The 22,941-nt window shown below is 67.9% G+C and carries 24 protein-coding genes and 1 tRNA gene; 14 read left to right on the forward strand and 11 right to left on the reverse strand.

Features of this window, described 5'->3' with window-relative positions; translation table 11 throughout:
* Window position 1 precedes the first annotated feature (1 nt).
* From MT490_RS01085 to MT490_RS01095, 3 genes are all read right to left on the reverse strand, one after another.
* Window positions 2-799 carry a DUF72 domain-containing protein gene (locus tag MT490_RS01085; RefSeq protein ID WP_297383490.1) on the reverse strand — a complete coding sequence of 266 codons (798 nt, stop codon included), beginning with the start codon at window positions 797-799 and terminating at the stop codon, window positions 2-4.
* Between the two features lie 61 nt (window positions 800-860).
* A complete protein-coding gene (locus MT490_RS01090) occupies window positions 861-1,280 on the reverse strand; it encodes a DUF2147 domain-containing protein (protein ID WP_297383492.1) in 420 nt (139 codons plus the stop codon).
* A gap of 153 nt (window positions 1,281-1,433) precedes the next feature.
* A tRNA-Gly gene (locus MT490_RS01095) sits at window positions 1,434-1,508 on the reverse strand.
* Window positions 1,509-1,696: 188 nt separating this feature from the next.
* Here MT490_RS01095 and MT490_RS01100 point away from each other — a divergent pair.
* Genes MT490_RS01100 through MT490_RS01110 form a run of 3 tightly spaced genes read left to right on the forward strand, consistent with a single transcriptional unit; the run spans window position 1,697 to window position 3,368 of the window.
* The gene (locus MT490_RS01100; RefSeq protein WP_297383666.1) at window positions 1,697-2,593 is read left to right on the forward strand and encodes a tetratricopeptide repeat protein; all 897 of its coding nucleotides are present in this window, start codon (window positions 1,697-1,699) and stop codon (window positions 2,591-2,593) included.
* Window positions 2,590-3,201, forward strand: coding sequence for an LON peptidase substrate-binding domain-containing protein (locus MT490_RS01105; protein ID WP_297383494.1), 612 nt, complete (start codon window positions 2,590-2,592; stop codon window positions 3,199-3,201). The genes MT490_RS01100 and MT490_RS01105 overlap by 4 nt, the downstream gene beginning before the upstream one ends.
* Window positions 3,198-3,368: a Trm112 family protein gene (locus tag MT490_RS01110; RefSeq protein WP_297383497.1), complete on the forward strand. Its 171-nt coding sequence runs from the start codon at window positions 3,198-3,200 to the stop codon at window positions 3,366-3,368. The genes MT490_RS01105 and MT490_RS01110 overlap by 4 nt, the downstream gene beginning before the upstream one ends.
* Window positions 3,369-3,429: 61 nt before the next feature.
* Here the strand turns inward: MT490_RS01110 and MT490_RS01115 are convergent, their stop codons facing one another.
* On the reverse strand, window positions 3,430-4,647 hold the full coding sequence (locus MT490_RS01115) for an FAD-dependent monooxygenase (RefSeq protein ID WP_297383499.1): 1,218 nt from the start codon (window positions 4,645-4,647) through the stop codon (window positions 3,430-3,432).
* 252 nt (window positions 4,648-4,899) lie between these two features.
* On the opposite strand from MT490_RS01115, the gene MT490_RS01120 reads away from it, so the two are divergent.
* The 6 genes from MT490_RS01120 to ribA all read left to right on the forward strand — a co-directional run bounded on the left by MT490_RS01120 (window position 4,900) and on the right by ribA (window position 10,755).
* Window positions 4,900-7,215 carry a DNA translocase FtsK 4TM domain-containing protein gene (locus tag MT490_RS01120; RefSeq protein WP_297383501.1) on the forward strand — a complete coding sequence of 772 codons (2,316 nt, stop codon included), beginning with the start codon at window positions 4,900-4,902 and terminating at the stop codon, window positions 7,213-7,215.
* Window positions 7,216-7,314: 99 nt separating this feature from the next.
* Window positions 7,315-7,566: a hypothetical protein gene (locus MT490_RS01125; protein WP_297383503.1), complete on the forward strand. Its 252-nt coding sequence runs from the start codon at window positions 7,315-7,317 to the stop codon at window positions 7,564-7,566.
* Window positions 7,553-7,984, forward strand: a complete 432-nt coding sequence (locus MT490_RS01130; protein ID WP_297383505.1) for a hypothetical protein — start codon at window positions 7,553-7,555, stop codon at window positions 7,982-7,984. Before MT490_RS01125 ends, MT490_RS01130 begins: the two co-directional genes overlap by 14 nt.
* 65 nt (window positions 7,985-8,049) lie before the next feature.
* A complete protein-coding gene (locus MT490_RS01135; RefSeq protein WP_297383507.1) occupies window positions 8,050-8,664 on the forward strand; it encodes an outer membrane lipoprotein carrier protein LolA in 615 nt (204 codons plus the stop codon).
* A 253-nt stretch (window positions 8,665-8,917) separates the two neighbouring features.
* Window positions 8,918-9,700 carry an exodeoxyribonuclease III gene (locus MT490_RS01140; protein ID WP_297383509.1) on the forward strand — a complete coding sequence of 261 codons (783 nt, stop codon included), beginning with the start codon at window positions 8,918-8,920 and terminating at the stop codon, window positions 9,698-9,700.
* Window positions 9,697-10,755, forward strand: coding sequence for a GTP cyclohydrolase II (gene ribA, locus MT490_RS01145; RefSeq protein ID WP_297383511.1), 1,059 nt, complete (start codon window positions 9,697-9,699; stop codon window positions 10,753-10,755). Before MT490_RS01140 ends, ribA begins: the two co-directional genes overlap by 4 nt.
* Here the strand turns inward: ribA and MT490_RS01150 are convergent.
* Together MT490_RS01150 and MT490_RS01155 are read right to left on the reverse strand one after the other, a co-directional pair.
* Window positions 10,752-11,414 carry an HAD family phosphatase gene (locus tag MT490_RS01150; protein WP_297383513.1) on the reverse strand — a complete coding sequence of 221 codons (663 nt, stop codon included), beginning with the start codon at window positions 11,412-11,414 and terminating at the stop codon, window positions 10,752-10,754. The two genes, ribA and MT490_RS01150, sit on opposite strands and share 4 nt — an antisense overlap.
* Window positions 11,411-12,082: a YggS family pyridoxal phosphate-dependent enzyme gene (locus MT490_RS01155; RefSeq protein ID WP_297383515.1), complete on the reverse strand. Its 672-nt coding sequence runs from the start codon at window positions 12,080-12,082 to the stop codon at window positions 11,411-11,413. The genes MT490_RS01150 and MT490_RS01155 overlap by 4 nt, the downstream gene beginning before the upstream one ends.
* A gap of 58 nt (window positions 12,083-12,140) precedes the next feature.
* Here MT490_RS01155 and MT490_RS01160 point away from each other — a divergent pair, with 58 nt between their 5' ends.
* Window positions 12,141-12,725: a thiamine phosphate synthase gene (locus tag MT490_RS01160; RefSeq protein WP_363321716.1), complete on the forward strand. Its 585-nt coding sequence runs from the start codon at window positions 12,141-12,143 to the stop codon at window positions 12,723-12,725.
* Between the two features lie 131 nt (window positions 12,726-12,856).
* Here MT490_RS01160 and MT490_RS01165 read toward each other — a convergent pair whose 3' ends face one another.
* Window positions 12,857-13,588 (reverse strand): hypothetical protein, encoded by a 732-nt coding sequence (locus MT490_RS01165; RefSeq protein WP_363321717.1) that lies wholly within the window; start codon window positions 13,586-13,588, stop codon window positions 12,857-12,859.
* 214 nt (window positions 13,589-13,802) lie between these two features.
* On the opposite strand from MT490_RS01165, the gene MT490_RS01170 reads away from it, so the two are divergent.
* The 4 genes from MT490_RS01170 to holA all read left to right on the forward strand — a co-directional run bounded on the left by MT490_RS01170 (window position 13,803) and on the right by holA (window position 18,648).
* On the forward strand, window positions 13,803-14,234 hold the full coding sequence (locus MT490_RS01170) for a DUF3576 domain-containing protein (RefSeq protein WP_297383519.1): 432 nt from the start codon (window positions 13,803-13,805) through the stop codon (window positions 14,232-14,234).
* 258 nt (window positions 14,235-14,492) lie between these two features.
* Window positions 14,493-17,102: a leucine--tRNA ligase gene (gene leuS, locus MT490_RS01175; protein WP_297383521.1), complete on the forward strand. Its 2,610-nt coding sequence runs from the start codon at window positions 14,493-14,495 to the stop codon at window positions 17,100-17,102.
* Window positions 17,099-17,629, forward strand: a complete 531-nt coding sequence (gene lptE, locus MT490_RS01180; RefSeq protein ID WP_297383523.1) for an LPS assembly lipoprotein LptE — start codon at window positions 17,099-17,101, stop codon at window positions 17,627-17,629. The genes leuS and lptE overlap by 4 nt, the downstream gene beginning before the upstream one ends.
* Window positions 17,626-18,648 carry a DNA polymerase III subunit delta gene (gene holA, locus MT490_RS01185; protein ID WP_297383525.1) on the forward strand — a complete coding sequence of 341 codons (1,023 nt, stop codon included), beginning with the start codon at window positions 17,626-17,628 and terminating at the stop codon, window positions 18,646-18,648. The genes lptE and holA overlap by 4 nt, the downstream gene beginning before the upstream one ends.
* A gap of 119 nt (window positions 18,649-18,767) precedes the next feature.
* Here holA and MT490_RS01190 read toward each other — a convergent pair whose 3' ends face one another.
* From MT490_RS01190 to mnmG, 4 genes are read right to left on the reverse strand one after another with little or no spacing between them, the layout of a single operon-like run.
* Complete coding sequence (locus tag MT490_RS01190) at window positions 18,768-19,655, reverse strand: ParB/RepB/Spo0J family partition protein (RefSeq protein ID WP_297383527.1); 888 nt, start codon at window positions 19,653-19,655, stop codon at window positions 18,768-18,770.
* The gene (locus tag MT490_RS01195) at window positions 19,652-20,437 is read right to left on the reverse strand and encodes a ParA family protein (RefSeq protein ID WP_297383530.1); all 786 of its coding nucleotides are present in this window, start codon (window positions 20,435-20,437) and stop codon (window positions 19,652-19,654) included. Before MT490_RS01195 ends, MT490_RS01190 begins: the two co-directional genes overlap by 4 nt.
* Window positions 20,434-21,057, reverse strand: a complete 624-nt coding sequence (rsmG, locus tag MT490_RS01200; RefSeq protein ID WP_297383532.1) for a 16S rRNA (guanine(527)-N(7))-methyltransferase RsmG — start codon at window positions 21,055-21,057, stop codon at window positions 20,434-20,436. The genes MT490_RS01195 and rsmG overlap by 4 nt, the downstream gene beginning before the upstream one ends.
* Window positions 21,054-22,886: a tRNA uridine-5-carboxymethylaminomethyl(34) synthesis enzyme MnmG gene (mnmG, locus tag MT490_RS01205; protein WP_297383534.1), complete on the reverse strand. Its 1,833-nt coding sequence runs from the start codon at window positions 22,884-22,886 to the stop codon at window positions 21,054-21,056. Before mnmG ends, rsmG begins: the two co-directional genes overlap by 4 nt.
* Between the last annotated feature and the right edge of the window lie 55 nt (window positions 22,887-22,941).

A 22,941-nucleotide genomic window follows, 5' to 3' on the forward strand; every position in this document is an offset into this window, starting at 1 on the left:
ATCAGGAAAGCCGCCGGATCAGCTCCTGCGCGGCCGCGGGGGCGCGGACCTTGCCGCCGTGGATGAAGAACAGGAAGGTCTCGCGCGGCTGTTTCGGCGGGTCCTTGTCTTCGACATAGGGGAGGCCGTCGGGACGCCCGCCGCTCGCCCAGGTCCTAGCCGCCTCGGTCCAGCGTGGGAGATCGCCCTCGGGATAGCAGAACGGGTTGTCGTCCTCGCCCGCCTCGAGCCGGACATAGACGAAGTCGCCGGTGATGTCGGCGATCGCCGGATATTGCGGCGAATCGGCATAGACAATCGCCACCCCCGCATCGCGGCACATCGCGACGAACTCGGGGACTTGGAAGCTCTCGTGCCGCACCTGGATCGCGTGGCGCAGCTGCACGCCCGCTTCCTCGCGCGGGAGCAACGCCAGGAAGGCGCGGAAGTCGTCGGGCTCGAACTTCTTGGTCGCCATGAACTGCCAGAAGATCGGGCCGAGCTTGTCGCCGAGCTCGACCAGCCCCTGCGAAACGAATCGCCCGACCGATTCGCCCGCCTCGGCGAGCACTTTCCGATTGGTGCAGAAGCGCGAGCCCTTGACCGTGAACACGAACCCGTCGGGCACGGTCTTCGCCCAGCCTTCGAAGGTCGCGGGCTTGAAGGTCGAATAATAGGTGCCGTTGATCTCGATCGCGCTCAGCTGGCGCGAGGCGAATTCGAGCTCCTTCTTCTGCGCGAGCCCCTCGGGATAGAAGGTCCCGCGCCACGGCTCGAAGGTCCAGCCGCCGATGCCGATTCGGATGGGTGCGCTTGCCATGGAGGGGGTCTAGCCGAGAATGTCCGCGCGGTCAGTCCCGGAAGCTGCGCTCGAACTGCTGTCAGCGCACCCGCGACCAGGTCTGCGACTTGCAGACGATCCCGAACAGCACGCAGCCCTTGCCGACCATCGTGTTCGAATCGGCGAAGCTGAGCGTCCCCGAGAAGGTTCGCTGGATATCGGGCACGAACACCTTGCCGCGCCATTTGCCGGGGCCCGCGGGCTCGAGATCGCGGAATAGTCGCGTGCCGACCAGGTTCTGCGTGCCGCCGCGGCGCGCATCGGCCTGCGCCTTGGCGCTCGCCCAGGTGACCGTGCCGCACAATTGGCCGTCGCACGTGTCGATGCGGACATGCACGCTGTTGGAAGGATTGCGCCACTCGGTCGCGACCGGAGGCGCTGGCGCCTCGTCGGCGAAAGCCGGCGCGGCGACGGGCAGTGCGACGAGCGCGACTGCCAGCAATTTCAAGGCGGTCTTCATCACGGGCGCTTTCTCGAACAGTCGGGATGGCTCCCCGATGAACAGGTTGGATCTGCGATTCGGGAAACACTGTCTTCGAGGAAAAGCGCCGCGGCAAGTACCGCACCGTCGCAACATGCGGAATCTAGCTTCGCTAAATCACCGCGCGACGGCTGGAGCGGGCGAAGGGATTCGAACCCTCGACCCCGACCTTGGCAAGGTCGTGCTCTACCCCTGAGCTACGCCCGCTCTGGCGTCTGGCCCCGTGCGGCAAGCGCTTCGGGGCGGGTGAGGCGCGGCCACTAGCAGCGGGTTTCGGGCAGCGCAAGCCCCCTAGAAGCGATTCGGGAAAAGGCTTGGCGGGGGACGCGCGAGCGCCCACATAGCGGCCCAACCTCGATCCTCTGCCAGGAGCACCCCCGTTGGCCACGCTTGGACTGTCCCCCGCCGAGAAGGAAGCCGTCGAAGCTTTCCGCCGCGACGTCGTCGAGCCGTCGATGACCAGCCTCGTCGTCATCGATTTCTGGGCCGAATGGTGCGGGCCGTGCAAGGCGCTGACCCCGGTGCTCGAGAAGGTGACCGCCGATTATGCGGCCAAGGGCGTCACGCTCGCCAAGGTCGATGTCGACAAGAACCAGTTCATCGCCGCGCAATTCCAGGTGCGCTCGATCCCCACCGTCTATGCTATGTTCCAGGGCCAGCTCGTCGCCGACCTGTCGACCGCGCGCACCGAGACCCAGTTGCGCACGATGCTCGACCAGATCCTGCGCCAGCTGCCCGTGCAGAGCGAGGAAGCCGCGGCCGAGGCCGAGCTCGAGCCGCTGATCGCGATGGGCGAGCAGGTGCTCGATTCGGGCGACGGCGAGCGCGCGCTTTCGGTGTTCGACCAGATCCTCGAGATCGCGCCCGAGCATCCGCAGGCAGTGGCGGGACGCGCGCGGGCGCTGGTGGCGCTGGGCCGCGCCGAAGAAGCCGAGGCGGCGCTCGCCGCGCTTCCCGAGGAAGCAGGCAAGCTGCCCGAAGTCGAGCGCGCGCGCGCCGCCGTGGCGCTGGCGCGCGAGGCGCAGCCGGTCGCGGACCTGTCGGGGCTCGCCGCACAGGCCGCCGCCAACCCCGAGGACATGGATGCGCGCTACGAGCTCGCCGGCGGCCAGATGGCGGCGGGCGACCGCGACGCCGCCTCCGCGACCCTGCTCGCGATGATCGCCGACGACCGCGAATGGAACGAAGGCGCCGCCCGCCAGCGGCTGCTCAAGCTGTTCGAGGCAGTGGGGCTCGAGGACCCCTGGGTCTCGGCGCAGCGGCGGAAACTCTCGGCGATCCTGTTCGGATGACCGTTACGCGGCTTTCGGTGTTTCCGCTGGCGGGCGCCTTGCTCTTTCCGCGGATGCACCTGCCGCTCCACATCTTCGAGCCGCGCTACCGCGCGATGATCTCCGACGCGCTCGCACGCGACCGGCGAATCGGCATGATCCAGCCGCGCGACGCGAGCGAGCCGCCGGCCTTGTTCGACATGGGCTGCGTCGGCCGCATCGCCGAGGTCGAGGCCTTGCCCGACGGCCGCTACGACATCGTCCTCGAAGGGCTGGCACGCTTCACCGTCGTGCGCGAGCTCGACGTCACGACGCCGTTCCGCCAGGTCGAGGCGGAGCTGGAGGCGGCGCGCGAAGGCGAAGTGCTCGCCATGGCCGAGCGCGCCTCGCTCGAGATGGAATCGCGGCGCTTCGCCGACGGGCTCGGCTATGCGGTCGACTGGGAGGCGGTGACGCGGCTCGACGACGAATCGCTCGTCAACGGCATCGCCCAGATCGCGCCGTTCGACGTCGCCTCGAAACAGGCGCTGCTCGAGGCCGACGGACTCTCGGCGCGCGCCGAACTGATCGTCCAGCTGATGCAGTTCTTCGGCCGCCACGGCGAGGAAGGCGGAGTGACGCTGCAATGACGCTCGATCCCTGGCTGCTCGAGAAGCTGGTCTGCCCGGCGACACGCACGAAGCTGCGTTACGACGAAGCGCGGCAGGAGCTCGTCTCGGACGAAGCAGGCCTTGCCTATCCGATTCGCGATGGAGTGCCCGTGCTGTTGATCGAGGAAGCTCGAAAGCTGGCCTAGCGTCTCGACGAGTCGGATCGGCTTCCGATACCCGCCGCTTGCTGAAATTCGCGGATGCGGATCAGACCGTCAGCCCCTGGAGCAGCTTGGGCACGTCGCCGCTCTCGCCGCGCGCCTCGGCCATGAACCAGTCCTTGAGCGGCGGCAGCTTGTCGACCGCCGAGAGGCCGAAGCGGCGGACCGCAGCGGCGGTCCTGCCGGGTACGCCGAACAGCCGGGTCAGCCCGTCAGTGGCGGCGGCGACCATGAAGGTATCGAGCCCGCGCCAGCGCTGGTAGCGCGCGAGCAATTGCGGGTCGCCGAGGTCCATGCCGAGCCTCTTGCCCTCGACGAGCACCTCGACGAGCGTCGCGACGTCGCGGAAACCGACATTGACGCCTTGCCCCGCGATCGGGTGGATGCCGTGCGCGGCGTCGCCGACCAGCGCCAGGCGGTTCGACGTGATCCAGGCCGCGTGATGGAAGCCCAGCGGATGGCTGAACCGCGACGAGAGCGGGCCCAGCCGCCCCAGGAACCCGCCCATCCTCTTCTCCGCTTCGGCGAGATAGGCGCGGTCCGAGATCTTGTTCATCCCCGCCGCGTCGCGCGCATTGACGGTCCAGACCACTGCCGAACGGTGGCCGTGCGCGTCGTCGAGCAGGGGCAGGATCGCGAACGGGCCCTCGGGATAGAAGATCTCGAAGGCGATGTTCTCATGGGAGCGCTCATGCCCGAGCGTCGCGACCATCGCGGCATGGTCGTAGCTCCAGCGCGCGGTCTTGAGCCCGGCGGCGTCGCGGGTGGGCGAGTTGCGGCCCTCCGCGGCGATCAGCAGAGGCGCGCGGACAACCGCGCCCGAATCGAGCTTAGCGGTCACCCCGAATTCGCCCCGCTCTACCGAAACCGCGCGGGTCTGCATCCGCAGATCGACGCCCGACGCGGCCTGCGCGGCCTCGAACAGCGCCGTGCGCAGGATGCGGTTCTCGAACATATGGCCGAGCGCGCCGCCATCCGCATCGGGCGTGAAGTCGAGCTTGCCGGGGGCGAGGCCGTCGCTGACGCGGATGCCTTCGATCGGGCAGCCCTTGCCGGCAAGCCGCGGCGCGACGCCTACGCACTCGAACATCCGCATCGGCGCGCTGGCGATCGCCGAGGCGCGGCCGTCGAAGCCGGCGGCGAGGATCGTATCGGGATCGGCGGGATCGACGACGATCGAGGTGAGGCCATGCGCATCGAGCGCCACTGCCAGCGCGCTGCCGACCAGCCCGCCGCCGAGGATGAGTAGGTCCGCGCTATCCATGTGTGTGGCACTAAACACATGCTGGCTGGAGAGAAAGCACGAAGAGCCCACTCACCGTCACCCCGGCCTTGGGCCGGGGTCCACCATGCGACTTGGCGAGAAGCTGGAGCCTCATGTTCTCCCCTCGCGGCGCGGTGGATCCCGGCCCAAGGCCGGGATGACGAGTGGGGTACAAAACAGGTCCATCTTGACGTCAGAGTCCCGGTAGGCGATGATTTCCCCGCACCCCCTGACATTTGCGGAGACTGGGCGATGGCGTCCCGGGCACAACCGTCGCTGCTGCGCGACACGATGAAGGCGGGCGTCCGCCGCAGCGGCGCATTGATCGCCGGAACCTTGCTGTTCCTGGTGACGGTGGGCGTCGTGCTGGCGCTGCTCACCTACAATTCGCAGGATCCGTCGCTCAACACCGCCTCGGGCGGCCCCGCGCGCAACCTGCTGGGGCTGCCCGGCGCCTGGATCGCCGACCTGCTGCTCGCCACACTCGGCCTGCCGGTGGCGCTGATCGCGCCCGCCGGCCTGATCATCACCAACCGGCTGTGGCTCGATCGGCCGCTGGGCGATTGGAAGAAGATGCTGCGCGGCGTGGTGATCGGCGTGGTGCTGATGGCGACCGCGCTCGCCTTCTTCTCCAGCGATTCGGTCCTGTGGCTGGTCGGCGGATGGGGCGGCGTGGTCGGGCTGTCGATCGCCGGGCTGTTCAGCTGGATGATCGGCTTCATCGGCGATCCGGTGATCGTCTTCTGGATGAGCCGCGGGCTGGGCCTCGTCTTCGCGCTCGCCGGATTGTGGATCTGGTGGCGCAGCCTCGATTTCACGCTCCCCGAACGCGTCGGGATCGGCATGCCGCGGCTGTTCGGGCCGGCCAAGACGCCGCTGCTGCGCGGGCCGGACCCGCAGGAGCTCCGCGAAGCGCGTGACCCGCGCGAACCCCGCGAGCCGCGCAAACTGGTGGTGCCCGACAATCGCCCGGGCCCGGTGATCGCCGAGCCGAGCATCGGCCCCTCGCCCGCCAGGCCAAAGCCGCCGGTGCAGAGCAGCCTCGATTTCAAGGACACGTACAAGCTGCCGCCGCTCGACCTGCTCAAGCCCGCGCCGCCCAACCAGAATCCCGGGATCGACAAGCTCGCGCTCGAACGCAACGCGCGGCTGCTCGAGAGCGTGCTCGACGACTTCAACGTGAAGGGCCAGATCGTCGAAGTGAAGCCGGGCCCGGTGGTCACGATGTACGAGCTCGAGCCGGCTGCGGGCATCAAGGCGAGCCGCGTGATCCAGCTCGCCGACGACATCGCACGCAACATGAGCGCGATCTCCGCGCGCGTCGCGACGATCCCCGGGCGTAGCGTGATCGGCATCGAATTGCCCAATGTGAAGCGCGAGTCGGTCAACCTCCACGAGCTGATCGGCAGCGAGGCCTTCGAGGCGCAGGGCGCGACATTGCCTTTGGTGCTCGGCAAGAACATCGCGGGCGATCCGGTGATCGGCGATCTCGCGCCGATGCCACATTTGCTCGTCGCCGGCACCACCGGCTCGGGCAAGTCGGTGGGCTTGAACGCGATGATCCTGTCGCTGCTCTACCGGCTCACCCCCGACCAGTGCCGGATGATCATGATCGATCCCAAGATGCTCGAACTCAGCATCTACAAGGACATCCCGCATCTGCTCGCCGACGTGGTGACCGACCCGCCCAAGGCGGTGCGCGCGCTCAAATGGGCAGTCGAGCAGATGGAGGACCGCTACCGGATGATGGCGTCGGTCAATGTCCGCAGCCTCGCCAGCTTCAACGACAAGGTCCGCCAAGCCAAGGCCAAGGGGCAGAAGCTCGGTCGGAAAGTCCAGGTCGGCTACGATCCCGATACCGGGCGGCCGATCTACGAGGAGGAGACGCTCGACCTGCAGCCGCTGCCGCAGATCGTGGTGATCGTCGACGAACTCGCCGATCTGATGATGACCGCGGGCAAGGAAGTCGAGTTCCTGATCCAGCGATTGGCGCAGAAGGCGCGCGCGGCGGGGATTCATCTGATCATGGCGACGCAGCGCCCCTCGGTCGACGTCATCACCGGCGTGATCAAGGCGAACCTGCCCACACGGATCAGCTTCCACGTCACCTCGAAGATCGATTCGCGCACGATCCTGGGCGAGCAGGGCGCCGAGCAGCTGCTCGGCAAGGGCGACATGCTCTACATGCCCGGCGGCAAGCAGATCGTCCGCGTCCACGGGCCCTTCGTCAGCGACGAAGAGGTCCAGGCGGTCGCCGATTTCTGGCGCGCGCAGGGCGCTCCCGACTATATCACCGCGGTCACCGAGGAGCCCGAGGACGGCGGCTTCGCGCTCGAGGGCGGCCCCGACGGCGACGATTCGCCCGAGGACCAGCTCTATCGCCGCGCCACCCAATTGGTCGCCGAGAGCCAGAAGGCGTCGACGTCATGGCTTCAGCGCCAGCTGCGCGTCGGCTACAATTCGGCCGCGCGGCTGGTCGAGCGGATGGAGAAGGACGGCCTCGTCTCGCGCCCCGACCATGTCGGCCGCCGCGAGGTCCTGATGGATACGGATGGGCGGCCGCTGTGAACGGCTCGACTCGTTTTTGAGTCGCTTCGTCGACATTTTGGGGCATTTCATCGCCAGGAATTGCGCATTCTGATAGAGTCCGCCGTTGGAGGCACAGCGATGGACAAGGAACAGCTCAGGCAGGAAGTCGATGCGAATTACGACTTCTTTCAACGCAACCTCGCTCTCCTGATCCCGGATCATCAGGACCGCTATGCATTGCTGAGGAAGTGCCGCATCGACGGCTTTTATGATCGGCCCGGCGATGCCTTTCGCGCCGGCATCGAAAAATATCCGGACGAGCTGTTCTCGATCCAGCAGGTGACGACCGAGGTGGAGGATCTAGGCTTTTTCTCCCGTGCGGGAGCTTAGCTTCCGCCGCGGCGACCGTCGAATTCTCCTCCCTGTCCGCGTGCTCGGCGCCGAAAATGGTTCCGACATGACGTCCTTTGCCGCAACGGCGTTGCTCGACACCGGCGCGACGGCAAGCGGCCTGGGTCCTGCGGTGATCGAAGCGCTCGCGCTCCGTAGCCACATGAAGAAGCGGCTCATGTCGGCGACCGAGGAAGTCTTTGCCGACTATTATCTTTTCCGGATCGGGTTTTACACGAGCGAACAGATGGATCACATTGAGGAAAGCGTCACGCAGTGGCCGTTCGTTTTCCCAGAGGTCGAAGGGTTCAGTTGGCGTCGCCCCGCGGATTTCGATGTGATCCTCGGCATGGACATCCTGTCGAAGTGCGACATCGAGATCGGCCGGGACGGAACTTGCCGGCTGCGCTTCGGTTAACGGTTCAACGTTCGTTCAAACCGGCCCCTTTACCGGCCCAGCCCAAGCATTCGGAGAAGATAGACGTGTTTGCACGGCCCCTCGCCTTCACCCTCCTCGCCGCCCCCGCGCTGATCGCCGCGGCGCCGGTCGCGGACGAGCTCGCGCAGGTGCAGCAGCATCTCGCCGGCGTGAGTAGCATGACCGCGAATTTCAGCCAGACCGACCGCAACGGCCGCGTGCTGACCGGCACGATGACGCTCAAGCGCCCCGGCAAGATCCGCTTCCAGTACCAGAAGGGCGTGCCCCAGCTGATCGTCGCCGACGGGCGCAGCCTCTATTTCATCGACTATCAGGTGCGCCAGGTCGATCGCTGGCCGATCGGCAACTCGCCGCTCGCCGTGCTGCTCGACCCGAAGCGCGACATCACCAAATATGCCAGGCTGAAGCCGACCGGCGATCCGCGCGTCGTCTCGATCGAAGTGCACGATCCCGCGCATCCCGAATATGGCCGGATCACGATGATCTTCCAGAAGAATGCGGGCGGCCCGGGCGGGCTGACGCTGCAGGGCTGGGTCGCGCTCGATTCGCAGAACAACCGCACGACGATCCGCCTGTCCAACCAGCAGCTCAACGCCAACGTCTCCGATGGAACGTTCCGCTGGAACGATCCGCGGAGCCAGGGGCCGCGGAATCGCTGAGTTTCCTGAACATCGTTCATGCTGGCGACAGGTTGCGGCCATTAGAAACCAAGTTGCGGATGTGGGGCGGTACCCGGGATTTTCCCCCTGTTGCTCGGGATCGAACCATTTCCCGCCTGCGTGACGAACGCTAGGTCGGCCCTCGCTCCATTGCCCCCGGAGCGGGGGCCTTTCGTCTTCTGGTGCGCCGCGCCGAGCCATCACCGCACCAGCGGACTGGTGCCGGACGATCAGAGACTCTACATCGCGCCCGATGAAGATCGCCTCCTGGAACATCAATTCCGTCCGTTTCCGCATCGGGATCGTCGAGCAGTTCCTGCGCGAGGAATCGCCCGACATCCTCTGCCTGCAGGAAACCAAGGTGATCGACGGCGACTTTCCCGAGGCGCCGTTCCGCGCGCTCGGCTATGACCATGTCATCAAGCACGGCCAGCGGATGCACCACGGCGTAGCGATCATCAGCCGCGTGCCGGTGGTCGAGGACGACCGGTTCGACTGGCAGGCCAATCGCGAGGCGCGGCACGTCGGCGTTCGGCTGCCGGGCGGCGTGCGGCTCGAGAATGTCTACGTCCCCGCCGGCGGCGACGTTCCCGACCGCGAGGTGAACCCCAAGTTCGGCCAGAAGCTCGATTTCGTCGAGCGGATGACCGCGTGGGCGGCGCAACTCGACAAGCCGACGATCCTGACCGGCGACTTCAACATCGCCCCGCTCGAATGCGACGTGTGGAGCCACAAGCAATTGCTCGACGTGGTCAGCCACACACCGATCGAAGTCGAGGCGCTGGCACGGCTGCAGGCGGCGCATGACTGGGTGGACCTGGGCCGGCGCTTCATCCCCGCGCCCGAGCGCTGCTTCACCTGGTGGAGCTATCGCTCGAAGGACTGGACCGCCAACGACCGCGGCCGGCGGCTCGACCATATGTGGGCCAGCCCCGCGATCGCCGACAAGGCGGTGAGCCACAAGGTGTGCGAGCCGTGCCGCTCGTGGCTCAAGCCGTCGGACCATGTCCCGCTCGTCACCGAGTTCGACTTTTGACAGACCCGCGCGCCGTTGCCCGCGCGGTCGACGCGCTACGTCGCGGATGGCCGGTGGCGATTCGCGGGGCGGACGGCACGCTGCGGCTGCTCGCGATCGAGACCGCCGATTCGGAGCGGCTCCGGGCGTTCGATCCAGAAGGCGCGGCGCCCGTATTGCTCTCCGCAGGCCGCGCGGCGACGCTCAAGCTCGCCAACCAGCGTGAGGCGGCGGCACCCGACGGCCCGGTGCTGGTCGAACGCACGCTTTGGCTCGATTTCGATACGGCGACCGCGCTCGCCGATCCCCAGCTCGACCTGGCGACGCCGCTGAAGGGGCCCTTCCGCGCGATCGCGCTGGCGGCGCCCGAGGCCGCCGCGGCGGCATTGCGGCTGGCACGGGTAGCGGGGCTGCTGCCGGCCTTCTTCGCGATTCCCGGCGAGGATGCCGAGGCGATCACCCCCGCGGACATCGACGCGCATGAGGATGCCGCGCGGCTGCGGATCGTCGGCCGCGCGCGGCTGCCAGTCGAGGGCGCGGAGGACAGCGAGATCGTCGCCTTCCGCACCGACGAGATGCCGGGCGAGCATGTCGCGCTGCTGATCGGCCGGCCCGACGGCAACCCGCCCTTGGTGCGCCTCCACAGCGAATGCCTGACCGGCGACGTGCTCGGCAGCCTCAAATGCGATTGCGGGCCGCAGCTCAAGGCCGCCATCGCCGAGATCGAGGCGAGCGGCTGGGGGATCCTGCTCTATCTGCGCCAGGAGGGCCGCGGGATCGGGCTGATCAACAAGCTCCGCGCCTATGCGTTGCAGGACCAGGGCTTCGATACGGTCGACGCCAATACCCGGCTCGGCTTCGCGGTGGACGCGCGCAATTTCGGGATCGCCGGACGGATGCTGGCGCTGCTCGGGCAGAAGCGCGTGCGGCTGCTGACCAACAATCCCGACAAGGTCGCCGCGCTCGAGGCGGCGGGGATCGCGGTCGCCGAGCGCGTGCCGCACAAGCTGCCGCCCAACCCGCACAACGAACGCTACCTCGCCACCAAGCGCGACCGCACCGGGCACCAGCTCTAGGCGATCAGCCGGGCGACCTCGTCGAAATCGGTGGCGATGGCCTGGACGCCGAGCGCGCGCAGGCGATCGGCATGGTCGGGGGCGCAATGCGTGCCCGCGCACAGCCCGATCACATAGGCACCGGAGGCGACCGCGCCGGTGACGCCGACCGGCGAATCCTCGAGGATCACGCAGCGGCGGATATCGACGCCCAGCGCCGCGGCGGCGTGGAGATAGATGTCGGGCTCGGGCTTGCCGCGCTCGACATGCTCGCGGCCGCTGAAGATCTTGTCGCCGAAGGCATGGCGCACGCCGAGATGCTCGAGATGGCCCGTGATCCAGTCGCTGCGGCTCGACGAGGCGATCGCGCGGGGGAAGGCGTCGGGAAGGCTTTCGATGAAGCGGATCGCGCCGGCGACGGCGGGGAGTCCTTCCTCGAGCGCGCGATGATCCTCCAGCGCGCGCGCGGCGTGGAAGTCCTCGGGGAGCGCCCGGCCGATCCAGCGCTCGATCGCGCCGAGGAAGTCGGTGCCGGCGAGCCCCATGAAGTTCGCCATCGAATCCTCAGGGCTCGTCGGGTGGCCGATGCTGGTCAGATAGTCGGCGATCTGTCGATTGCCGGCATATTCGCTTTCGAGCAGCACGCCGTCGAAATCGAAGATCATCGCGTCGAACTTCATTTTACTCGTGTTCCGAACAATGCCGTGCCAACGCGCACATGCGTCGCGCCGATGTTGACGGCGGTTTCAAAGTCGCTGGACATTCCCATGCTGAGCGCGGAACAGCCGGAATCGCGCGCGAGCTTGGCGAGCAGCGCGAAATAGGGCGCGGGTTCCACCTCCGCGGGGGGGATGCACATCAGCCCGGCCACGGGCAGATCGGCGGCGCGCGCCTCGGCGAGCAGCCCGGGCAGATCCGCGACCAGGCACCCGCCCTTTTGCGGCTCGTCGCCGATATTGACCTGGACGAAGCAGGCCGGGCGCCTGCCCGTCTTGGCCATCGCGTCCGCCAGCGCGGAGACCAGCGAGGACCGATCGACCGAATGGATCGCATCGAACAGGGCGACCGCCTCCTCGGCCTTGTTCGACTGGAGCTGGCCGACCAGGTGGAGCGCGATGCCCGGACTCGTCTCGCGCAACTCGGGCCATTTGGCGGCGGCTTCCTGGACGCGATTCTCGCCGAAGACGCGCTGGCCCGCCTGGATCAGCGGGCGGATCGCGGCGGCGTCCTGCGTCTTGGAGACCGCGATGAGCTCGACCGATTCGGGTTCGCGGCCGGCGAGGCGCGCGGCGCGGGCGATCTTTTCGCGGATTTCGGCGAGCCGGCTCGGGGCGTCGTCTATGGGCATGCGCCGCGCTATAGGGAGGCGAATGCGCCCCCGCCACCCTCTGCCGCGGCTTTGGCTGATGACCGACGAGCGGATGGGCGATTCGCTGTGGGGCGCGCTGGAAAGGCTGCCGCGGGGGAGCGGCGTGGTGTTCCGCCATTACGGGCTGAGTCCGGCCGAGCGGCGGGCGCTGTTCGCGCGCGTGGTGAAGGTCGCACGACGGCGTGGCCTGGTGGTGATCCGTGCCGGAGCCGAGCGGCTCGGACGGGGCGAGGCCGGCGTGCACGCCCAGCGGGCCCCAGGATTATGCACCTTCCCCGCGCATTCGCGGCGCGAGGCGATCCGGGCGATCCGCGCAGGCGCCGACGCGCTGTTCGTCTCACCGGTGTTCGCGACGCGCTCGCATCCCGGCGCGCGGGCGTTGGGACGAGCGCGGCTGGGATTGCTGATTCGCGGGCTGAGGGTGCCGGTGATCGCGCTGGGCGGGATGGATAAGCGGCAGGCGCGGAGCCTGCGGGGTCTCGGAGTCTATGGTTGGGCGGCGATCGATGCGTGGACGAGCACGCACCGTCATCCCCGCGAAAGCGGGGACCCATCTCCAACACCACCCGCGAACGCACCCGTGCATTTTGCTGCGCGGTCAGGAGATGGGCAGGTAAGATAGCTCCCGGCTATCTTAGCCATGCGCGGGGCGCATGGCGTCCTGCCCATCCCCCGCTTTCGCGGGGGTGACGGAAATGGGTTTTGGTTAGATGCTCGGGGATTCCGGCCTCCGCCGGGATGACCGCTATGCGGTCAGAAGCGGAAGGCGGTACCCACATAGACCGCCTGGCTGTCGCGGCGGTTGTCGGTGGTCATCTTAGGCAGACGATCCTGCTCGCTCTTGTAGCGCACGCCCGCGGTCACATCGAGGTTGCGGGTCAGCGAATAGCTGCCGCCGACATCGATCGAATAGCTCGGCTTGTCGCCGATCAGGATCGGCGTGTCGGCCAGCGGACGCTCGGCGGCGGCCTGGACGCGGCCGGAGACGCGGTTGCCCGTGTAGCTGACGCCGACATTGGCACGCTCGGTGCTGCCGGGCTGGGTGGCGAGCTCGATTCGCGTCACGTCGCCTGCGACGGCGAAGCGCTTCCAGCCGACCGACACGCCGAGATTATAGGCGATCGGCGCGAGGCTGACCGGCGCCGCTGCCGCGATCATGTCGCGATTGGCGAGCGCGCCGCTGCGGGTCGAGCGCGCGCGGACCGCGACGGTCACCGCGCGGCTGGAACCGCGGCGCGACTCGGACGGCGTGAAGCGGAAGCCCGATTCGGGCAGGCCGCTGCGCGCGAGGATCGCGGCAAGCTTGGGATCGGCGGCAGCCGGCGTGAAGGTGCCGATGCCGCCGCGGACGGCGATATTGGTCCGCTTGGCGAAGGGGCGGTCGACGCGATTGCCTTCCTGCGCCTGGAGCGCCGGCGCGACGAAAGCGGCAGCGGCGCAGATCGCCCCCACCCCCATCATCGTCGTCCAACGTGCCAAACGCATTTTCATCCCCTTTTATATGGAGGTGCGTACCATGATTCGGAAGCGCGGTTCCACCGCCGGATCAAATTTCGTGCCAGTGTTGCCCGATGCCCACAGATTCGGCGGCGAATCGGCCCTGTCGGCGCCGAATCGCCCGCACGCTGCCGCCTTGCTCCCGCCACACGAGCCCCTATAGATGCTTCCGCTCTATCCTTTCGCCTTTAGGAATGTGTCGATGAACCGCCTGTTGCGCACCGCGATCCTGGGGTCGCTCGCTCTCTCGATCACCGCGTGCGGCGGCGGCAAGCGCCCCGTGGCGGATCTTGCCGCGTCGAAGGTGACGACGATCGGCGTGAATTCCTATCTGTGGCGCGCCAGCCTCGACACTTTGAGCTTCATGCCGTTGCTCCAGACCGATTCGAACGGCGGGGTCATCGTCACCGACTGGTACGTCAACCCGAACACGCCGACCGAGCGGATGAAGGTGACCGTGACCGTGCTCGACCAGGACCTGCGCGCCGATGCGCTCCGCGTCGCCGCGCTGCGCGAAGTCAACCGCACCGGCCAGTGGGTCGCCGCGCCCGTCCAGGCCGCGACGGTCCAGAAGCTCGAGGACATCATCCTCACCCGCGCCCGCGACCTCCGCCGGGCCGCCATCGCCAACTGATCGTTTCCAAGGTCTCATTTATTCCTCTCCCTGTGGGAGAGGTAGCGAAGCTTGGCGGCTCTGCCGCCTAGCGCAGCTAGGTGAGGGTGTCCCGCCATCGAGAGCGTGATCCCCTCACCCAGCTCCGACTAAGGCTCTTCGAGCCTAAGTCTGCGCAACCCTCTCCCGACGGGAGAGGGAAGAGAAAGATGTGCCAGGGTTGATCGGCTGTGCGGTGCTGCCTAGTGCCCGAACTGAGAAACTGAAGGAATTCCATACGTGTCGCGGTTCAATGCGCTGAAGTCCGATTCGCATTGGCAGAAGGCGTGGGAAGAACGCCGCACCTTCGCCGCGCGCGACGATTCGCCCAAGCCCAAGAGCTTCGTCCTCGAGATGTTCCCCTATCCCTCGGGGCGCATCCATATGGGCCATGTCCGCAACTATACGATGGGCGACGTGCTCGCGCGCTTCCGCCGGATGAAGGGCATGGAAGTGCTCCATCCGATGGGCTGGGACGCCTTTGGCATGCCCGCCGAGAATGCCGCGATGGAGAAGAAGGTCCATCCGGGCAGCTGGACCCGCCAGAACATCGCGACGATGAAGGCGCAGTTGAAGCGCCTCGGCTTCGCACTCGACTGGACGCGCGAGCTCGCCACCTGCGAGCCCGAATATTACGGCCATGAGCAGGCGCTCTTCCTCGATTTCCTCGAGAACGGGCTGGTCTATCGCAAGGAATCGGCGGTCAATTGGGATCCCGTCGACATGACCGTGCTCGCCAACGAGCAGGTGATCGACGGGCGCGGCTGGCGCTCGGGCGCATTGGTCGAGCGCAAGAAGCTCAGCCAATGGTTCCTCAAGATCACCCAGTTCGCCGACGACCTGCTCGAGGGCGTGCGCGGGCTCGAGCATTGGCCCGACAAGGTCAAGCTGATGCAGGAGAACTGGATCGGCAAGAGCGAGGGGCTGCGCTTCCGGTTCCAATTGAGCACGCCCCTCCCCTTCAGGGGAGGGGATGGGGGTGGGGCCTCGCCGTCTCACCGAGACCCTTCGCCTGAGGCACTGCCCCACCCCAACCCCTCCCCTGAAGGGGAGGGGCTTGATTCGGTCGAGGTCTTCACCACGCGGCCGGACACGATCTTCGGATCGAGCTTCGTTGCGATCGCGGCCGATCATCCGATCGCGCAGAAGCTGGCGAGCGGCAGTCCCGAGATCCAGGCGTTCATCGAGCGTTGCAAGCAGGGCGGCACCACTGCGGCCGAGCTGGAGACGCAGGAGAAATTGGGCCTGGACACCGGGCTGCGTGCGGCACATCCCTTTGATACTGCCTGGGAATTGCCGGTCTATATCGCGAACTTCGTGCTGATGGACTATGGTACCGGCGCCGTGTTCGGCGTGCCCGCGCACGACCAGCGCGACTTCGAGTTCGCGACCAAATATGGTCTCCAGATCCGTCGCGTCGTCTCCGAAGGCGACAAGACCGCGCCCGAGTTCCACGACGCCGAGGCCTATAGCGGCCCCGGCACGCTGGTGAATTCGCACTTCCTCGACGGGATGGACGTGGCCGACGCCAAGCGCGCGGTGATCCAGCGCGCCGAGGATGGCGGCTGGGGCACCGGGACGACGGTGTGGCGCCTGCGCGACTGGGGCGTCAGCCGCCAGCGTTACTGGGGCACGCCGATCCCGATCATCCATTGCGAGAGCTGCGGCCCGGTGGGCGTGCCGCGCGACCAGCTCCCCGTGGTGCTGCCCGAGGATGTGTCGTTCGATATCCCGGGCAATCCGCTCGACCGGCATCCGACCTGGAAGCATGTCGACTGCCCGAAATGCGGCACACCGGCGCGGCGCGAGACCGACACGCTCGACACCTTCGTCGATTCGTCCTGGTATTTCATTCGCTTCGCCAGCCAGCCGGGCGACAAGCCGTTCGACAAGGCCATGGCCGAGCAATGGCTGCCGGTGGGCCAGTATATCGGCGGGGTCGAGCATGCGATCCTGCACCTGCTCTATGCGCGCTTCTTCACCCGTGCGCTCCGGCACATCGGCAGGCTCGACGTCGCCGAGCCGTTCGCGGGGCTGTTCACCCAGGGCATGGTGACGCACGAGACCTACAAGTCGCAGGACGGGCGCTGGCTCTCGCCCGAGGAGATCCGCAAGGACAGCGCCGGCGTGATCGAGATCGCGTCGGGCGAGGTGGCCGAGGTCGGCCGCATCGAGAAGATGTCCAAGTCGAAGAAGAACACGGTCGATCCCGAGCCGATCGTCGACCAGTATGGCGCGGACGCGGTGCGCTGGTTCATGCTCTCGGACAGCCCGCCCGAGCGTGACCTCGAATGGAGCGAGAACGGCATCGAAGGCGCCTGGCGCTTCGTCCAGCGGCTGTGGCGGCTGTTCGACGGGCTCGAGGAAGCCGAAGGCGAGGACAAGGATCTCGATCGGCGACTGCATCGCACGATCGCGGGCGTGGCGGGCGACATCGAGGCGCTGACCTTCAACAAGTCGGTCGCGCGGCTCTACGAATTGGTCAACGCCGTCGAGAAGGCCAGGCCCTCGGCCTCGCGGTCGCAGGCGATCCGCACGATCGCACGGATCGTCGCGCCGATGGTGCCGCACCTCGCCGAGGAAGCCTGGGCCGCCATGGGCGAGGAAGGGCTGATCGCCGATGCCGAATGGCCCGCCGTGGATCCCGCGCTGCTCGTCGACGACGAGGTCACGATCGCGGTCCAGGTGAATGGCAAGCTGCGCGATACGCTGGTAATGCCCAAGGGCGCGCCGAAGGAAAGCATCGAGGCCGCGGCACTTGCCGCCGACAAGATCGTTCGGTCGCTCGAAGGAAAGGCTCCGAGGAAAGTGATCGTCGTGCCCGACCGGCTGGTGAACATCGTCGCATGAGGGCCGCGGCGCTCCTCTGCCTGGGCGCGCTGGCGCTGGCGGGCTGCGGGCTGCGGCCGCTCTATGGCGGCGGCAGCGCGGGGCCGGTCCAGTCGATGCTCGCCGCGGTACAGGTCGCGCCGATCGAGGGGCAATCGGGCTGGCTGGTCTCCAGCGCGCTGCGCGACCGGCTGCACGCCGGCGACGAGACGCCGCGCTATCGGCTCGAAGTGCAGCTCGACGACCAGATCGCCGGGCTCGGCGTGCGCAGCGACGACAGCGTCGCGCGCGAGCGGCGGACGCTGCGGGCGCGTTATCAATTGGTCGACCTGAGCACCGGCGCGGTGGTGCTCGACGCCACCGCGGGATCGGACGCGGGCATCGACGTGGTCGGCTCCGAATATGCGACGATCGCGGCCGAGAAGAGCGCGCTCGAGCGGCTCTCGGGGATCGTCGCCGACCAGATCGTCGCGCGGGTGGCGCGCTTCGCCCAGGCGGGTCCTGGCGTTCCGGCCACCGCCGCAGCGCCGGCGGCGCCCGCGCAATGAAGGCAAGCGCGGGGCAGATCCGTGCCGCCGTCGACAAGCCCAATCCCGATACGCGGCTCTATCTGTTCCACGGCCCCGACGAAGCGGGCGCGGCCGAGCTCGCCGAGCGGCTGGCGCGCGCGCTGGGGCCCGAGGCCGAGCGCGTCGACCTCGACATGAAGGCACTGCGCGAGCAGCCCGGGCGGCTCGCCGACGAGGCGGCGTCGCTCTCGCTGTTCGGCGGGGTGCGCTATGTGCGGCTCACCGGCGTCGAGGAGGGCGCGGGCGAGGCGATCGCATTGCTGCTCGCCGCTGAGCGCGCAGGCAATCCGGTGATCGCGATCGGGCCGGGGCTCAAGACCAGCGGCAAGCTCGTCAAGGCGGCGATCGCGGCACCGAAGGCCTTGGCCTTCGCCTGCTACGTCCCCGAGGGCGTCGACGCGACGCGGCTGGCGACCACGGTGGCGCGCGAGCACGGCCTGCGCCTGACCGGCGACGTGCCGCAGCGCCTGGCATCTGCGACCGGCGGCGACCGCGCGATCCTGGCGCGCGAGATCGAGAAGCTCGCCCTCTATCTCGACGCCGCCCCCGATCGTCCGCGCGATGCCGATGGTGCCGCGCTCGACGCGATCGGCGCGGACCTGGGCGACGCCGAGCTGTTCCACGCGATCGACGCGGTGCTCGACGGCCGCGTCGCCGAGATCGGCGGCGAGCTCGCCCGGCTGAGCGAAGCCGGCGGCTCGGCGATCCCCTTACTGCGCCAGCTCGCGCGGCGGCTGATGACCTTGGCCGAGCTGCGCGGCGACATGGACAAGGGCGCGAGCGTCGACGAGGTGCTCGAGAAGCATCGCGTCTTCTTCCGCGAGAAGGCCGCTACCGGGCGCGCGCTGCGGCGCTGGAACGCGGCGCAGATCGCCCGCGCGATCGACCGCGTGCGCGAGACCGAGCGCGCGATGATGCATTCGGGAAGCGCGGGCGAAGTCCTCGCCGACGCCGAATGCACGGCGATCGCACGGGCCGCCGCGCGGGCACGGGGCTAAGCGCGAAGCGCCCTAAATCCTTCTTCTCTTCGTGGCTTCGTGCCTTTGTGTGATATCTTTTTTTGACTCACACGAAGACACAAAGGCACGAAGATAGAAGAGGTTGTCTGCCTGCGGCGCTAGATCCGCTCGCCGGTGAGGCGCTGGCAGACCATGTCGAGCTGGTCGAGCGTCGAGTAAGCGAGCGTGAGCGTGCCGCCCTTGCCGCCATGCGCGATCTTGACGTTGAGGCCGAGCACGTCGCCCAATTGCCGCTCGAGCGCCTGGATATCGGCGTTGCGGCCGCCCGCGTCGCTACTCTTGCGCTGCGTGCCCGGCTTGGCCTCGCGCGCGAGCTTCTCGGTCTCGCGGACCGACAGCCCCTTGTCGGCGACGATGCGCGCGAGCCGCTCGGCATCGGGCGCGCCGATCAGCGCGCGGGCATGTCCCATCTCGATGCTGCCATCGACCACCATCTGCCGCACCGGCTGCGGAAGGTCCAGCAATCTCAACAGGTTAGCGACATGGCTGCGCGACTTGTGGACGAGCCGGGCGAGCGCTTCCTGGGTATGGCCGAATTCGCCGATCAGCTTCGAATAGGCCTCGGCCTCTTCGATCGCGTTGAGGTCCTCGCGCTGGATATTCTCGACGAGCGCGATCTCCATCGTCTCGGCGTCGGTCAGCTCGCGGACGATGACTGGGACTTCGTGAAGCCGCGCGCGCTGCGCCGCGCGCCAGCGGCGCTCGCCGGCGACGATCTGGTAGCTGTGGCCATGCGGGCGGACGACGATCGGCTGGATCAGCCCGCGCGCCGAGATCGATTCGGCGAGATCGTCGAGCGCGGCCTCGTCGAAATGCCGCCGGGGCTGGCCCGGGTGCGGCGCCATTGCGCTGACCGGCAAGGTGCGCAGACCGCTGCTCGCGCCGCGCTCGGATCCGCCCGAGATCGGCGCCTCGACCACGCTGTCGCCGAGCAACGCGCTGAGCCCGCGGCCCAGGCCGTGCTTCCGAGGAGCGGGTTCGGTCATGCGGCCTTCCTCAACTTGGGCAGGCGCTCGATCACTTCGCGCGCCAGGGCAATGTACGCCTCCGATCCGGCGCAGCGATAATCGTAGATCAGCGCCGGGACGCCATGGCTCGGCGCTTCGGACAGGCGGACGTTGCGCGGGATCACCGTGTCGAACACCACACGGCCGAGCACCGCGCGGACATCGTCGGCGACCTGGTCGGTCAGGCGGTTGCGGCGATCGTACATGGTCAGCGCCACGCCGAGGATCGACAGGCCGGGATTGAAGCGGCTGCGGATGCGATCGATCGTGCTGAGCAGCTGGCTCAGCCCCTCGAGCGCGAAGAACTCGCACTGGAGCGGCACGAGCAAGGCGTGCGCTGCGACCATCGCGTTGATCGTCAGCAACCCGAGCGACGGCGGGCAATCGATCAGCACCACGTCCCAGCGGCCCGAGGCATGGCGCGCCAAAGCCGCGTCGAGCCGGTGCGTGCGCGCCTCGAACTCGATCAGTTCGATCTCGGCGCCCGACAGGTCCTGCGTCGCGGGAACGATGTCGAGCCGCGGCACCTTGGTGGCCATCGCGACGTCGTCGAGGCTCGCTTCGCCGACGAGCAGGTCATAGGTCGAATGCTGGTCGCGCTCGGCACGACCGATGCCGAGCCCGGTCGACGCGTTGCCCTGCGGATCCAGGTCGAGCAGCAGCACCCGCTTGCCGGTCGCCGCCAGGGCGGTTCCGACATTGATCGCGGTAGTGGTCTTGCCCACCCCGCCCTTCTGGTTGGCGATCGCAATGCAGATCATCTGGGACGTACCCCCCGGGCCACCACGATACCGGAATCCGGCTGGGTGATGCTTGGTTCCACGTGGAACACACCCTGCCATGTCGCTTGCGCGGCTGCCACCTCCGATTGCGCATTTCGGCCCTTGGGAAGCAACCAGACTGTGGATGAATCTGTGCAATGTGCCGTGGACGAGATGAGCTGCGAGAGTTCGGCGACAGCACGCGCCGAAACCACCGCCGCGCGGTTGGTCGGCTTATAGCTCTCGACCTTGGTCGGCTGCACCGTCACGCGATTGGCCAGTCCGAGCTGCGCAGCAACGTCGCGAAGGAACGCCACGCGCCGCGCGCGGGGCTCGACGAGCACCACCGGTCGATCGAGCAATATGCCCACCACGATCCCGGGAAGCCCCGCCCCACTGCCGACATCGACCCAGGCCCCGCGCGACGCCTCGGCCGCCAGCGGAACGAGCTGTGCCGAATCGACGAGATGCCGGGCCCAGAGCGTATCGAGCGTCGACGCGGCGATCAAATTCTGGTTCACCGCCTCGGCGCGAAGGAGCTCGGCATAGCGGGCCAGCAATGTTTCACGTGAAACGCCGAAGCGATCGCGGATCCAGGCATGCGCTTCCTCCTCAGTCATGCCGCCGTCTTCCGCGCGTGCAGCAGGATCGCGGACAGGGCCGCCGGGGTGATGCCCCGGATGCGCGAAGCAGCGCCGAGTGTCTCGGGCCGCGTGGCGCTCAGTTTCTCGACCATCTCATTGGAGAGCCCGGGGATCGCGGCGAAGTCCAGATCGCCGCGCAACCGGACATTGTCATTGGCGCGCAGCTGGTCGACCTCGACCTGCTGCCGCTCGAGATAGGGCGCATAGCGTGCATCCTCGACGAACTCCGCGAGGAGCTGGGTTCCGGCTTCGACTTCGTCCATGACATGCGCGAGTTCGACCCCGGGAAAGCGCAGCCATTCCTTGGCCGAGCGCCTTGCTCCGTCGAGCGCGACCGGCGCGCCGCGCGCATGCACGACTGAGGCAGTGATCGGAACCGCGAATCTCTCTTCCAGCCGCGCCCTTTCGTCCTGGCGTGCACGGTATCGCGTGACTCGATCGTCACCGAGGCAACCCAGCCGAAACGCGGTTTCCCCGAGCCGAGTCTCGGCATTGTCGGCACGCAGGCGAAGACGGAACTCGGCGCGCGCGGTGAGCATGCGATAGGGCTCGGTGACGCCCTGCAGCACCAGATCGTCGACCATCACGCCAAGATAGCTGGTCGCGCGGTCGAGGATCAGCGGTTCGAGGCTGCGCGCGTGCGCCGCCGCGTTGATGCCCGCGACCAGCCCCTGCCCCGCCGCTTCCTCATAGCCGGTGGTGCCGTTGATCTGGCCGGCGCAGTACAATCCCTCGATCTGGGGCAGGCCCAACGTCGCATCGAGCGCGCGCGGGTCGACATAATCATATTCGACCGCATAGCCGGGCGTGACGATTCGGGTGCGCTCAAGACCGGGCACCGAGGCAACCATAGCCTCCTGCACGTCGACTGGCAGCGAAGTCGACATGCCGTTGGGATAGATCAGATGCGTGTCGAGGCCCTCGGGCTCGAGGAAGATCTGGTGCCCGTCGCGATCGCCGAAACGGTGGATCTTGTCCTCGATCGACGGGCAGTAGCGCGGCCCCTGGGCGTCGATCGCGCCCGAGAAGAGCGGCGAACGATCGAGCCCGGCGCGGATCGCGTCGTGCGTGGCACCGTTGGTCCGCGTCACGCCGCAGTGGAGTTGGGGAAGCATCCGCCGCGCAGTCATCGGCGACATGGTCCAGGGATCCTCGTCCGAGGGCTGCTCGGCGACTCGCGACCAATCGATCGTGCGGCCGTCGAGCCGCGGTGGTGTGCCGGTCTTGAGCCGCGCCATCGGCAGCGCGAGCTCGCGAAGTTGCACTGCAAGGCGAGTCGCGGACGATTCGCCTACCCTTCCGCCGACCTCACGCTCCTCACCGCGAAAGATTCGTCCGCCGAGAAAGGTGCCGGTGGCGAGCACCACGGCGCGTGCCTCGATCACCCTGCCATCGGCCAGGCGCACGCCGGCCACGCTCCCACCGGCCAGCACCAGCGAATCGGCTTCGCCCTCGACCAGCTCGAGATCGGCCTGTGCGTGGAGCATCGCCTGGATCGCCGCGGCATAGCGCACCCGATCGGCCTGGACGCGCGGCCCCTGTACTGCGGTGCCCTTGCTGCGATTGAGCATGCGATAGTGGATGCCGGCGGCATCGGCGGCGCGCGCGATCAGCCCGTCGAACGCATCGACCTCGCGGACCAGATGGCCCTTGCCCAGCCCGCCGATCGCGGGATTGCACGACATCGCGCCGAGCTTGGCCAGATCGAAGCTGAGCAAAGCCGTGCGCGCCCCGCGGCGCGCGGATGCAGCCGCGGCCTCGGTGCCGGCATGGCCTCCGCCGATGACGATGACATCGAATTGCATGGCCGCGTCGCTAGAGAGTCGCGCGGTCAAGGTCAAAACTGTTCCACGTGGAACA

This window comes from Sphingomonas sp. (assembly GCF_026460985.1).
Classification (GTDB): domain Bacteria; phylum Pseudomonadota; class Alphaproteobacteria; order Sphingomonadales; family Sphingomonadaceae; genus Sphingomonas.